Source organism: Tenacibaculum retecalamus (assembly GCF_027941755.1).
Classification (GTDB): domain Bacteria; phylum Bacteroidota; class Bacteroidia; order Flavobacteriales; family Flavobacteriaceae; genus Polaribacter; species Polaribacter haliotis_B.
Map to the genome: position 1 here is coordinate 116,461 of NZ_CP115916.1, position 12,216 is coordinate 128,676.

Below are 12,216 nucleotides of genomic sequence, written 5' to 3' on the forward strand. Positions count from 1 at the left end.
GCTTTTTTATTTTAATAAATTATCTATTTCGCTTTTTATTGATAAACTATCGATACCAATTTTTTCTTGTAATTCTGCTACCGTTGCCTGGTGAATAAACTCATCAGGAATACCTAAAACCTTAATGGTTCCTTTATAATTTTTTTCTGAAGCGTATTCTAAAACAGCTGTTCCAAATCCGCCCTTTACGGTTCCGTCTTCAATAGTTATAATCGCATCAAATTTATTAAAAACAGTATCTAGTAAATTAATGTCTAAAGGCTTTACAAATCGCATATCGTAATGCGCAACTGTAGTATGGTTTTTAAGCTGATAAATAGCCTCAGAAACGTTATTAGCAATAGTTCCTATGGAAAGTATAGCAAGCTTGTTTCCTTCTTTTAAACAACTTCCTTTTCCTATTTTTATTTTGCTAAATGGCAATTGCCAGTCTTCTAGTTTTCCATAGCCTCTCGGATACCGAATCGCAATCGGATTTTCTAAGCCCAATTGTGCTGTGTATAAAATATTTCGCAATTCAATTTCGTTGCGAGGTGCGAATATTATTAGGTTCGGAATACAATTTAAGTAAGCTAAATCGAAAACTCCGTGATGTGTTGCGCCATCTTCTCCTACCAAACCAGCTCTGTCTAAACAAAAAATTATCGGTAAATTTTGTAAGGCAACATCATGAATTATTTGATCGTAAGCACGCTGTAAAAAAGTAGAGTAAATATTACAAAACGGAACGATTCCTTGGGTTGCCATACCAGCCGCCAAAGTAACAGCATGTTGTTCGGCAATACCAACATCAAAAGTACGGTCTGGAAATTTTTCTAACATTAATTTTAAAGAACTTCCTGTTAACATTGCAGGTGTGATTCCTACAATTTTATCATTTTGTTGCGCTAATTCAACAATTGTTTTTCCGAATACATCTTGATATTTTGTAAACTTACTAGCTTCTTTTGGCAATACATCGCCAGAAATTTTATCAAATTTACCAGGAGCATGGTATTTTACTTGATCTAATTCTGCTTGTTTTAAACCTTTTCCTTTGGTGGTAATTATGTGTAAAAATTTGGGTCCTTTAACCTGTTTTAATCGTTCTAACTCTGATAAAAGTGCTTCGAAATCATGACCATCTATGGGATCAGAATAATCAAAATTTAAGGCTTCAAAAATATTGTGTTGCTCAATATCAGATCTGGTTGCTTTAATTCTAGTTAAATAATCTTTTAAAGCTCCAACTGATGGATCGATTCCAATAGCATTGTCATTTAAAATAACCAATAAATTGGCATTCGTATCGCCAGCATGATTTAAAGCTTCAAAAGCCATTCCGCTTGCGATAGAAGCATCACCAATAACCGCAATATGATGTATGTTATTACCTTGTAATTTAGAAGCAATGGCCATACCTAAAGCCGCAGAAATTGAGGTTGATGAGTGCCCAACACCAAAAGTATCGTATTCACTTTCGCTTCGTTTTGGGAACCCTGAAATTCCGCTTAACTGCCTGTTGGTATGAAAAATATCTTTACGACCTGTTAAAATTTTATGTCCATAGGCTTGATGTCCAACATCCCAAACTAATTGATCATTTGGTGTATCAAACAAATAATGCAAGGCAATTGTAAGTTCTACCACGCCCAAACTTGCACCTAAATGACCTTCTTTTGTAGCAACTACATCAATAATAAATTCGCGCAATTCTTTAGCTAATTGCGAAAGTTGATTGGTGGTTAGTAGCCTAACATCCGAAGGAAAATTAATATTTTTTAACAGCTTTTTTGGCATAGCACAAATGTAATACCTTTTTAAATTCAAAACAGAACTAATACATTGTTAAAAGATTCAATTTTGTCACTTCGAGTAAATATTATGATTGAAATGAATAAAATTTGTATCGAGAAGTAAATTATGGAGAATTTTAACTAGTTCTCGATACAATTTTTCGTGCCTCAAAATCACTCGAACTAACAAAGCAATAGTTTTTTACATGACATCTGTAAAATTTAAAAAGATACTAAAACTTTGTTGTAGCTTTGTACTATGAGCAAATTGTATTTGGTACCAACACCTATTGGAAATTTAGAAGATATTACCTTAAGGGCACTTAGAATTTTGAAAGAAGTGGATTTTATTTTAGCGGAAGATACGCGTACAAGCGGTAAATTGTTAAAGCATTTTGAGATTGGTACGCAAATGTACAGTCATCACATGCATAACGAACATAAATCGGTTGAAGGTGTTTTAAATAGGTTGAAAAATGGTGAAACTTGTGCTTTAATTTCTGATGCTGGAACGCCTGCAATTTCTGATCCTGGATTTTTACTAACCCGTGCTTGTGTACAACATAACATTGATGTTGAATGTTTGCCTGGAGCTACTGCTTTTGTACCTGCATTGGTAAATTCTGGTTTGCCGAACGATAAATTTGTTTTCGAAGGATTTTTACCGGTTAAAAAAGGTCGCCAAACACGATTAACTCTTTTATCCGAAGAAAAACGTACCATGATTTTTTATGAAAGTCCGCATAAATTATTAAAAACATTAGCGCATTTCGGTGAGTATTTTGGAGAAGACAGACAAATATCAGTTTCTAGAGAATTGACAAAAATGTTTGAAGAAACCAAGCGAGGAACAGTAGTAGAAGTTTTATCATATTATACAGAAAAACCTGCAAAAGGCGAAATTGTTATTGTTGTTGATGGTAAAAAGTAGTTTTTGTAATATTGATACGTCATTCTGAATTTATTTCAGAATCACACCAAAAATTACGTTGTTGTAATGTGAATCTGAAACAAGTTTAGGTTGATGAATACAGAATTAAGTCAATTTATATTCTGGATAATGATTAGCTAGTAATTCCTCTGATTTGTTGGGAACCACAATTAGGGTGATATAACCAATCAAAATTGTTAAAACGATTAAAGCTGCGGATAACCAACGACTAAATTGATTCATTGCAATAAAACCATCGTCGTGTGGTAAAAACAAATCATACGCATAAAAAATAATTAACGCTAAGTTTCCTAAACCTTGCCTTAAATAAATATCTTCTAACAACCATTTTTTACCTGTTATAGCTACTTTTTGATTGATTTTTCTTTTTGATTGAAACATTTTAACTGTTTCTAAAAGAATAACGCTAAAAAATACTCCACTATAAATATAATAGGCAATCGTTAAATTTTGCAATTGATAAAACAATACAATAAAACAAAGTGTAAGTATAATTTTAGGCAACCGAAACCATTGTTTTACAAAACTTAAAATAAGCCTAAAGTATTTTTTATTTAATTGAACGATTTTTTGATCAACAACATCCATAAACCCAAAAATTCCGAATTTTTTAAAAGAAATATCGCGTGCTTGCTCGAAAGATAATGTAGGTTGTTCTGCTAATATTTTTTCAATGTCATTAGCTAAATGATCTACCAATTCGGTTTGCACATCGTAATGTTCCACATAATGTTGACGCGTGAATTTGTATAGATTATCTATGTTTTGTTCGGTTAATTTCATTTATCGAGCGATTTTATATTCAGGATAATGTTCTTCTAATAGCTGTTCTGCTTTTTGCGGAATAACAATCAGCGTTACGTAGGAGTATATTATAGCTACTGTTAAAAACAGCGCAATAAAAAATGCAGCTACACTAGAAGGTGTATCATCTATTGTTTGGTTTATAAATTGTGGAATATTAGACCCAACTATTATTCCGCCAAAACTGGCTACATTAAAAAGAGTGTCTTCTAACATCCATTTTTTATTGTTTTTTGTAAAACGTTTTTTTACTTCTTTTTGTAATTTATGAACAATATATAAATCAATAATTGCTAGGAAAATTACAAAAGTAATACATAAATAAAGGCCGACTTTAAATTGTAAACAGAAAAAATAGAAAATAAAAATACTGATGGTTATAACTATTTTAGGAAATTGAAACCATTTTTTTACGTAACGCCATAAAATGGTTCTGTACTTTTTTCTGAGTTGTTTTTGTTTCTCCTCAATAACATCCATAAACCCGAAGATTCCGAATTTTTTAAAAGAAACATCGCGCGCTTGTTCGAATTTTAAATGTGGCTGTGCTACCCAAATTTGTTCAATATCGTTTGCTAAATGATCTACTAATTCGGTTTGCACATCGTAATGTTCTACATAATGTTGACGCGTGAATTTGTAAAGGTGTTCTATATGTTGTTCAGTGAGTTTCATCATTTAAATAAATACGTTTGGGTATTGTTTTTTAATCTGTTTTCTGTTTTGTTGGTATACATATTCCATGCTCCAATACAGTAATAGTATTAGTACAAAAACACCCAAATGAATATTGTTATAGCCATTATTTAAAAAGCTTTTATCAGTTCTAAAAGAAAGAATACAGTTAAATAAAATAAACATGTTACTCGCTATTTGATAAAATAAAGTCATTCTGTTTAAAGCTAAAAACCTCTCTTTTTTTGTTTGTAGTTGATAAATATTCGAATTCCTAATTGAAGAATTAGTATAAAACCAAAAACTGTTAAAACCATAAAAAAAGTTTTTATATCATTAAAATAAGGCACCATTTTATACAATAATAAGTAGCAACAAATTATAATAATGATTTTCGGGAGTTTAAAAAACGATTTAAAATTTATGATAGTTTGTTTTACAAAACGATTATGCGTTGTTTTTGTCTTTGTTGCTAACAATTTTTTAAATCCACGATCACTAAATTTTTTATGCTCTTCTATAATAGCCTCTTTAAAATCTAAATCAGGATTTTCATCCAAACGAAGTTCTAATATTGAAGCAAAATGGTCTACGATTTCTGTTTTTACATCGTAGTACTTTATCCCGCAAACAGTAATGTAATTATCAATTTCTTGTATTTGCTTTTTTGTCAATTCCATAATTTAAATAAATGCGTTTGAGCAATATTTTTATAATAGTTTATTCTCGTCAACCTGAACTTGTTTCAGGTTCTCATTATAACATACTGTTTATTATGAACATGTGATTCTGAACTAAATTCAGAATGACGCTCTAATATCATTTATTCTGTTAAATATCGGTATTTAGTATCAATTTTTTCTTTGTCATTAAGGAGTACTTTACATAGTAAAAAAACTAAATAAATAAATATTGTATGTGTATATAATTTCCATAATTCAAAATGCTTTTCAGAATAAATAGTAAAAGGGTTATTTATAATATATAAAGGGATATATGATATAAAACCTAGTAGAAGTGTATAAGACTGGACTAATTTAATTTGACCATATTTTTTAAAAATTCGATGTAATGTATAACCATTATAGCAATAAAGAGCAACGGATAATATAAATAAGACAATTAGGGCGTTTTTTGTGTTAAATAGACTTAGCGAATATGTTAGGCTAGTTAAAAGAGCTAAAAATAAAAGGTTTTTAATTTTAAGAGTTTCTATACTCATGTTTTTACATATTATTTTAGTATCAGCCCAAAATCTCCTTTTTACTATTTTCTGATATTTTTTTTGCAGCGCATCTTTTTTACTCAACATGTATTTAACAAAAACGGTTTGAAAGCGTTGATTTTCGAAAAACGTATCAGTATCGGTTACTTTCTCTTCAATTTCAGTCGCAATATGATCTACCATTTCGTAACGGATATCAATATAATCAACACCAATACCTTCTAAAAAGTCGTTAATTCTTTTGGTTTGTTCTTGGGTTAGTTGCATTGTTTTTGTTTTGCTTGATTATCGGTGATTTATAATAACTTACGCTACGTCAACCTGAACTTGTTTCAGGTTCTCATCATAACATGGTGTTTATTATGAAGATGTGATTCTGAACTAAATTCAGAATGACGCTCTGATTTTGAATTATGAATCAAAAACAGATATTCGTATTATTTTACTAATAATTTATATCTTTCTTTTTCTTGCTGATGTTTTATATAAAATAACCGAACAGCATAAGTAGTAACTATCATATAACCTAAAATACCAACATTTATGAAATCAATAATAGAGTTGCCGATTATAATTAAAGGCATTACAAGGAAATTTAAAAGTTGTGTTTTTATAATAAAATTATACACTGTTTTCTCTTTCGATTTCCAGATTTTAAAGGTGTAGAAAGATGAAACTATTAATAATACTATTGTTAATGCAACAGTGAGGTAACCCAATACTTCATTTAGCATCATTTTACTTTTTAAAACAATTAAAAAGGCGATAAATAGTGGTAAAAAAGAAAGTATAAAATAAGTTGTAAAAACTTTTTTAGCTTTCTTAATAACAATTTTTGGTGCAGGATATGCAAATCCGAAAAGCCAACTAGTTGTGTTATTTAATTGTTTATTCCAATCGTCGGTTACTTGATAAAAAACTGTTTCAAAATCAGTATTTTCTGACTCTAATTTTTTTTCTATTTGAGAAATAATATGATCCATTATTTCAATTCTAAAATCAATGAATTTTACACCTTTTACATCTAAGTATTTATCGATTCTCTGTACTTGTTCGTTAGTTAATTCCATAGCTTATTGTAATAAATGTTTATATTTTTTTAGGATTTCTTTTCTTTTTTCTAACACAACTATAATTGCAGAAAAACATAAGATAACTCCTATAAAAGTGTATGTTAAAAACAAAAATCGGTTTTCTTTTAAAAAATCAGAAATTAAGTTAAAGCATTGTAAAAACAGCATAGGTAATAGCATAATATTTGCTAAGTATTTAAAAGAAACTAGTTTTTTTATTTTTTTATTTTTGTGATATGTAATTACATAACCTGTTATCATAGGTAACGCAATTAAACTTGCAAAAACTCCCGCTAAAACTTTATTAGAAAAACTAAACTGAATAAAAAATAAATATAAAAAAGTAAATAGTAAAGCTGTAAATGGCAAGTACTTTAAGCGATGAAAAAAACTAAAAAACTGTTTGTATAGCTCTCTTTGATACTCCCAATGAATTGCTTCTTCTTTATTTTTTCGGCTGCCAGTGTATTTAAAAATAAAATGAGATTTGGTTGACAAATACTGCGATAAATTTCCATCTTCAGTTGTTGCTTCAAAATCATTAATTAAATGATCCATCAATTCATAAACATCTTCAGGTTCAGTAAATTTCTTTTTTCTTTTGATGTAACCTTCCAAAAAAGCCAACTGTTTTTCGGTGATTTCGTAATTGTTTTCCATCTTACTCCAAACTAAATTTAGGATTCACCAATTGCTGCATTGTTTTTAAAAACTCTTGCATTTCTTCCAATTTATTGGCAGTTTCTTTGGTGCCGCTTTCGGTAAGTTTGTAGTATTTACGTAAGCGATTCCCTACTTTGGCAACTTCTACGTCTAACAAACCTTCGGCTTCTAATTTATGTAAGGCAGGGTACAAAGCGCCTTCGGTAATTTTTAATTCCCCTTTGGTAAGCTCTTTTACCTTTTGTGTAATTTCATAACCATACATTTTATCATTTTGTGCCAATAGCTTTAAAATGATGGTTTGTAACGAACCTTTATATAATTTCTGATTTCCCATTTTGTAATTATTAAACGGTAATTTTTTGTTTTTTTGCCTTTGCGACTCGCAACAAATATACATAATTTTCTTATGTATAATAATCTTAGGTATTGTTTTTTATGTTATTACTAACAAAAGGTTCGTTTAGTATTGCTTATTTTTGTGTTTCTAAATACAATACATGTCTACATTTCATAAACTAACAATAGAAAAAATAATTAAAGAAACTGCCGATGCTGTTTCTATCTTATTTACAATTCCTGCTGAACTAAAAGAAGCATATTCTTTTGTTGCAGGTCAATATATTACTGTAAAAACTAAAATAAACGATAAAGAAATACGAAGAGCGTATTCTATCTGTGCCTCACCAAATAGCAATCAGGTTAAAGTAGCGGTTAAAGCGGTAGAAAAAGGAATATTTTCTACCTATGCAACTACAAAACTGAAAGAAAACACTTCAATAGAAATTTCTGAACCAGAAGGTAAGTTTACATTAGCGCCTGCGGCGGATAAAAATTACATTGCTTTTGCAGCAGGTAGCGGAATAACGCCAGTTTTATCGATGATAAAAGCAGTGTTAGAAAACGAACCTACAGCAACATTTACCTTAGTTTTTGGTAATAAAAAAGCAGAAACAACTATCTTTTTCGATGAGTTAAATGCGTTGGCAACACAATATCCTACACAATTTAATTTGCATTATATTTTTAGTCAAGAGGTTCGTAATAACAGTAAATTCGGAAGAATAGATAAAAATCATGTGAATTATTTCATGAAAAATATTCATAAAGATATTTCTTTTGATGCTGTTTATTTATGTGGCTAGAAGTTATGATTGATGTTGTTTCTGAAACATTACAAGAAAACGATTTTAAGAAAGAGAACATTCATTTCGAATTATTTACTGCAAGTACAACAGATGAAGAAATACCTGTAACCTATCCTGATGGGAAATCAGAAATCACTGTTTTATTAGATGATGAAGAAACAACTTTTTCGATGGAGAAAACAGATACTCTTTTATCAGCGTCTTTACGTAATAAATTAGATGCTCCGTATTCTTGTCAAGGAGGAGTTTGTAGCAGTTGTATCGCTAAAGTAACCGAAGGAAAGGCTGTAATGTCTAAGAACTCTATTTTATCTGATAGTGAATTAGAAGAAGGTTTTATTTTAACCTGTATGGCACACCCTACCACCCCAAAAGTAGTAATTGATTTTGATGATGTTTAGTAGTTAAAACTGTATCTTTAAAAAATGGACTTTTACGATTTAAAAAACGCCTTTTTAGTAGGTGTTTTCATGGCTTTTATGATTGGCTCTGTGTTTTTTATGCTTTTAAAAACAAGTGTTTTAAAAGGAGCAAGAGCTGCTATTGCTTTTGATATTGGTGTAATTTTAGGAGATATTTCTTTTATGTTAATTGCCTACTTCGGAAGTAGAAGTTTGCTAGAACAAATTAAAGACGACCCACGTTTATTTTTGATTGGTGGATTGGTACTTATCATTTACGGATTGATAACGTACTTAGATAAAAATAATAAAAAGGAATCGCAGGCGCCCGATGTGGTAATTCCTGAAAATAATAATTATATTAAATTATTATTTAAAGGCTTTTTTTTAAACTTTATAAATATTGGTGTACTTGCTTTTTGGTTAGGTTTAATAGTAGTTGTTGGACCAACATATGATATGAATCCGAAGTATTTATTTTGGTATTTTGGTACGGTAATTTTAGGATATGCACTTACCGATTTAGCAAAAATACTACTAGCAAAACAATTAAAAAACAAACTAACACCTTTAGTTATTTATAGAATAAAAAGAGGAATGGGTGTGTTATTAATTGTTTTCGGAGCCGTTTTAATGCTTAAAGGTTTTATACCCAAAGATAAGATTGATAATTTATTAGATAAAGTTACAACAACGCAAACTATTAAAAACCAATAATCATTTTGGCAATCCAAAAGTAAATAAGGATTCCGAAAATGTCGTTACTTGTTGTAATAAATGGCTACCTGTTGCAATTGCAGGATCGATACCACGTTTATCTAAAAACAACGGAATAAAAGTTCCTATTAGTCCTGCTACAATTATAACAACTACTAAAGAAATTGAAATAGCAAAAGCTCTACGTACGTCACCATTATACATCCATATAAAGGCAAATAAAAAGACTGCCAACACAAGGCCATTAAGCGCTGCTAAAAGCATTTCTTTAACTAAACGACTATTAACACTTCCCTTTACATCGTCATTTGCTAAACCTTGTACAATAATTGCTGAAGATTGTACTCCAACATTTCCTGCCATGGCAGCAATTAGGGGCGTGAAAAAGAATAAAACAGCATTGTCTTTAAACATTTCTTGAAAATTCTCCATAATCATAAAGGCTCCAACACCACCAATTAATCCTAAGAAAAGCCATGGTAATCGTGCTCGTGTAAGCTCCCATATAGTATCATCAGCCTCTACATCTTGTGTAATACCTGCTGCTAATTGATAATCTTTATCTGCTTCTTCTTTAATAACATCAACAATGTCATCAATAGTAATTCTACCAACTAAAACGCCTAATTCATCAACAACTGGTATTGCCTCTAAATCGTACTTACGCATAATATTAGCAACATCTTCGGCTTCATCAGTTACATTTACAAAATCTACTTTTGGTATATAAACATCGGCTATGGTTGCTTTGGCAGATGCCATTAATAAATCTTTTAATGATAAACGACCCTTTAATTTTCCGCTATCATCAATAACGTAAATAGAGTGTACGCGTGTAACTTCTTCTGCCTGAATACGCATTTCTTTTACACAGCGCGGAATCGTCCAGTTTTCATTTACTTTTACTAATTCTTTTGCCATTAAACCACCAGCAGAATCTTCGTCGTAGCGTAATAATTCTACAATTTCTTTGGCATGTTCATCATCTTCAATTTCTTGCATTACTGCTTTTTTCCTTTTCTCAGGAAGCTCAGCAATTACATCGGCAGCATCATCAGTGTCAAGTTCATCTATTTCTTCTGCAATTTCTTTTGCAGTTAATTGTTCTAATATTTTTTCACGAACGTCATCATCAACATCCATCAATACTTCTGAAGTAGTTTCACTATCTAATAAACGGATAATGTAAACTGCTTCATCAAACGATAGTTCGTCTAATATTTCAGCAATATCTGCATGGTGAATTTCGCTAAATAACCCATTAAGTGCATCGTCATTTTTACTTGCGATGTATTGGGTTACATTTTCTAGAAGTTCTTGGGTGATTTCAAATGCCATATTTTGCAATTTTACTCGATAATCAGAATTTAAATATTTTGAATACTCTTTAAATATTGTCTTTTGCAATTTTATCTGTTAATTCGATAAACCGATCTACGGATAATTGCTCGGGACGCATTGTAAAGATAGGGTCTTCTTTTAAAGAATCAGAAATGTTGAAAGATTTTAAGCTAGAGCGTAACATTTTTCTTCGTTGATTAAAGGATGTTTTTACAACCCTAAAAAATAATTTTTCATCAACAGGTAAGGTATAATTTTCTTTTCTGATAAGTCTTATAACTCCAGAATCTACTTTTGGTGGCGGATTAAAAACGGTTGGCGGAACCGTAAATAAATACTCAACATCATAAAAAGCTTGTGTTAAGACAGACATGATTCCGTACACTTTACTTCCTTCTTTTTCTGCAATTCTTTTGGCTACTTCTTTCTGAAACATTCCTGCAAATTCAGGAACAAATTCTCTGTTTTCGATAGCTTTAAATACAATTTGAGTAGAAATATTATAAGGGAAGTTACCAATAATAGCGACTTGCTTTTCTTTAAAAATATCAACAATATTCTTTTTTAGAAAATCACCTTCAAGAATTTCGAACTTTTTTGCAGTGGTATCTAACTTAATATGTTCTAACGGAAAAGTATCTTTTAAATAGGCAACTGAATCATAATCGAGTTCCATTACCGTAATTTTTGGCTTTTTTTCTAATAAGTATTTCGTTAAAACTCCCATTCCAGGACCAATTTCTAATACATTATCATATCCATTTTCGGTTAATGCATCCGCTATTTTTTTAGCGATATCTTCATCGGTTAAAAAATGTTGTCCTAAATGTTTTTTTGCTCTTACTGTCATAGTTGTTTATGATAAAAGATTATTAGAAACAAGAGTAAATAAAAATCCTTGTATTGCTATTTTTGGTTATTTATTTGCTGGATCTTTAAATCCGAATGTTATGAATGATGTTGCTACGCCAAAACCACTTAAAAACCCACCAATGGTTTCCCAAGGTTCGGTTCCGTATTTGCAATACCCTACAATAACACCCAAAACAGTTAGAAAGATACCTGTAAATAATATCTTTTTTCTGTTTTTATAAATTTTATGTTTCATGTTTAATTACTTGCTTCAGCAGGAAAAAATTCATTGATTACTCGTAGCTCAGTACGAAAAGCTAACATTTTATCAGCAAATTTTTTATAACTATCAGAACGCAGTTTATCGGCGTCGTATTTGTAATAATTATCTAAATCTTCGCGTGTCTTTGCAGTATATTGTACAGAGTATGTTACTCCGCCCATTTCTTCTTCAACTAAAACCTGTGTTAATTTTGCGCTTAAAAAACGACCAGTAGCCAAAACTTTAGGGATATGATTTTTTATCCAAATAATCCATTCGTCATGAACACTTTCGTCAATACTTATAGTTACGTTGTATATATACATTT

The 12,216-nt window shown here is 30.4% G+C and carries 13 protein-coding genes and 2 pseudogenes; 3 read left to right on the top strand and 12 right to left on the bottom strand.

What is annotated here, in order from left to right:
* Positions 1 to 6: 6 nt before the first annotated feature.
* Positions 7 to 1,779 carry a 1-deoxy-D-xylulose-5-phosphate synthase gene (gene dxs / locus PG912_RS00545; RefSeq protein WP_275688061.1) on the bottom strand — a complete coding sequence of 591 codons (1,773 nt, stop codon included), beginning with the start codon at positions 1,777 to 1,779 and terminating at the stop codon, positions 7 to 9.
* Positions 1,780 to 2,034: 255 nt separating this feature from the next.
* Here dxs and rsmI point away from each other — a divergent pair, with 255 nt between their 5' ends.
* Positions 2,035 to 2,706 carry a 16S rRNA (cytidine(1402)-2'-O)-methyltransferase gene (rsmI, locus tag PG912_RS00550; RefSeq protein ID WP_275688062.1) on the top strand — a complete coding sequence of 224 codons (672 nt, stop codon included), beginning with the start codon at positions 2,035 to 2,037 and terminating at the stop codon, positions 2,704 to 2,706.
* A gap of 105 nt (positions 2,707 to 2,811) precedes the next feature.
* Here rsmI and PG912_RS00555 read toward each other — a convergent pair whose 3' ends face one another.
* The 7 genes from PG912_RS00555 to PG912_RS00585 form a co-directional block, all read right to left on the bottom strand.
* Positions 2,812 to 3,510 carry a hypothetical protein gene (locus tag PG912_RS00555; protein WP_275688063.1) on the bottom strand — a complete coding sequence of 233 codons (699 nt, stop codon included), beginning with the start codon at positions 3,508 to 3,510 and terminating at the stop codon, positions 2,812 to 2,814.
* Positions 3,511 to 4,209: a hypothetical protein gene (locus tag PG912_RS00560; protein ID WP_275688064.1), complete on the bottom strand. Its 699-nt coding sequence runs from the start codon at positions 4,207 to 4,209 to the stop codon at positions 3,511 to 3,513.
* 224 nt (positions 4,210 to 4,433) lie between these two features.
* On the bottom strand, positions 4,434 to 4,880 hold the full coding sequence (locus PG912_RS00565; RefSeq protein ID WP_275688065.1) for a hypothetical protein: 447 nt from the start codon (positions 4,878 to 4,880) through the stop codon (positions 4,434 to 4,436).
* 149 nt (positions 4,881 to 5,029) lie between these two features.
* On the bottom strand, positions 5,030 to 5,698 hold the full coding sequence (locus PG912_RS00570) for a hypothetical protein (protein ID WP_275688066.1): 669 nt from the start codon (positions 5,696 to 5,698) through the stop codon (positions 5,030 to 5,032).
* Positions 5,699 to 5,868: 170 nt separating this feature from the next.
* On the bottom strand, positions 5,869 to 6,501 hold the full coding sequence (locus tag PG912_RS00575) for a hypothetical protein (RefSeq protein WP_275688067.1): 633 nt from the start codon (positions 6,499 to 6,501) through the stop codon (positions 5,869 to 5,871).
* 3 nt (positions 6,502 to 6,504) lie between these two features.
* On the bottom strand, positions 6,505 to 7,164 hold the full coding sequence (locus PG912_RS00580) for a hypothetical protein (RefSeq protein WP_275688068.1): 660 nt from the start codon (positions 7,162 to 7,164) through the stop codon (positions 6,505 to 6,507).
* A gap of 1 nt (position 7,165) precedes the next feature.
* Entirely contained in the window at positions 7,166 to 7,504 is a 339-nt protein-coding gene (locus PG912_RS00585) for a PadR family transcriptional regulator (protein WP_260585497.1), read from the bottom strand.
* A 163-nt stretch (positions 7,505 to 7,667) separates the two neighbouring features.
* Between PG912_RS00585 and PG912_RS00590 the strand changes: the two are divergent.
* Positions 7,668 to 8,716 (top strand): annotated as a pseudogene (locus PG912_RS00590) (2Fe-2S iron-sulfur cluster-binding protein).
* A gap of 24 nt (positions 8,717 to 8,740) precedes the next feature.
* A complete protein-coding gene (locus PG912_RS00595) occupies positions 8,741 to 9,433 on the top strand; it encodes a LysE family translocator (protein WP_275688069.1) in 693 nt (230 codons plus the stop codon).
* Here PG912_RS00595 and mgtE read toward each other — a convergent pair.
* The 4 genes and pseudogenes from mgtE to PG912_RS00615 all read right to left on the bottom strand — a co-directional run bounded on the left by mgtE (position 9,420) and on the right by PG912_RS00615 (position 12,214).
* A pseudogene (mgtE, locus tag PG912_RS00600) lies at positions 9,420 to 10,771 on the bottom strand (magnesium transporter). The gene PG912_RS00595 and the pseudogene mgtE sit on opposite strands and share 14 nt — an antisense overlap.
* Before the next feature lie 49 nt (positions 10,772 to 10,820).
* Positions 10,821 to 11,624, bottom strand: coding sequence for a 16S rRNA (adenine(1518)-N(6)/adenine(1519)-N(6))-dimethyltransferase RsmA (gene rsmA / locus PG912_RS00605; protein WP_275688070.1), 804 nt, complete (start codon positions 11,622 to 11,624; stop codon positions 10,821 to 10,823).
* Positions 11,625 to 11,690: 66 nt separating this feature from the next.
* Positions 11,691 to 11,882, bottom strand: coding sequence for a hypothetical protein (locus PG912_RS00610; protein ID WP_275688071.1), 192 nt, complete (start codon positions 11,880 to 11,882; stop codon positions 11,691 to 11,693).
* 2 nt (positions 11,883 to 11,884) lie between these two features.
* Positions 11,885 to 12,214, bottom strand: coding sequence for a DUF4286 family protein (locus tag PG912_RS00615; protein WP_275688072.1), 330 nt, complete (start codon positions 12,212 to 12,214; stop codon positions 11,885 to 11,887).
* Between the last annotated feature and the right edge of the window lie 2 nt (positions 12,215 to 12,216).

Bases quoted from the DNA above. Each gene is read 5' to 3' on its own strand.
- dxs (WP_275688061.1), bottom strand. From the start codon at position 1,779: ATGCCAAAAAAGCTGTTAAAAAATATTAATTTTCCTTCGGATGTTAGG.
- rsmI (WP_275688062.1), top strand. From the start codon at position 2,035: ATGAGCAAATTGTATTTGGTACCAACACCTATTGGAAATTTAGAAGAT.
- PG912_RS00555 (WP_275688063.1), bottom strand. From the start codon at position 3,510: ATGAAATTAACCGAACAAAACATAGATAATCTATACAAATTCACGCGT.
- PG912_RS00560 (WP_275688064.1), bottom strand. From the start codon at position 4,209: ATGATGAAACTCACTGAACAACATATAGAACACCTTTACAAATTCACG.
- PG912_RS00570 (WP_275688066.1), bottom strand. From the start codon at position 5,698: ATGCAACTAACCCAAGAACAAACCAAAAGAATTAACGACTTTTTAGAA.
- PG912_RS00575 (WP_275688067.1), bottom strand. From the start codon at position 6,501: ATGGAATTAACTAACGAACAAGTACAGAGAATCGATAAATACTTAGAT.
- PG912_RS00580 (WP_275688068.1), bottom strand. From the start codon at position 7,164: ATGGAAAACAATTACGAAATCACCGAAAAACAGTTGGCTTTTTTGGAA.
- PG912_RS00585 (WP_260585497.1), bottom strand. From the start codon at position 7,504: ATGGGAAATCAGAAATTATATAAAGGTTCGTTACAAACCATCATTTTA.
- PG912_RS00595 (WP_275688069.1), top strand. From the start codon at position 8,741: ATGGACTTTTACGATTTAAAAAACGCCTTTTTAGTAGGTGTTTTCATG.
- rsmA (WP_275688070.1), bottom strand. From the start codon at position 11,624: ATGACAGTAAGAGCAAAAAAACATTTAGGACAACATTTTTTAACCGAT.
- PG912_RS00610 (WP_275688071.1), bottom strand. From the start codon at position 11,882: ATGAAACATAAAATTTATAAAAACAGAAAAAAGATATTATTTACAGGT.
- PG912_RS00615 (WP_275688072.1), bottom strand. From the start codon at position 12,214: ATGTATATATACAACGTAACTATAAGTATTGACGAAAGTGTTCATGAC.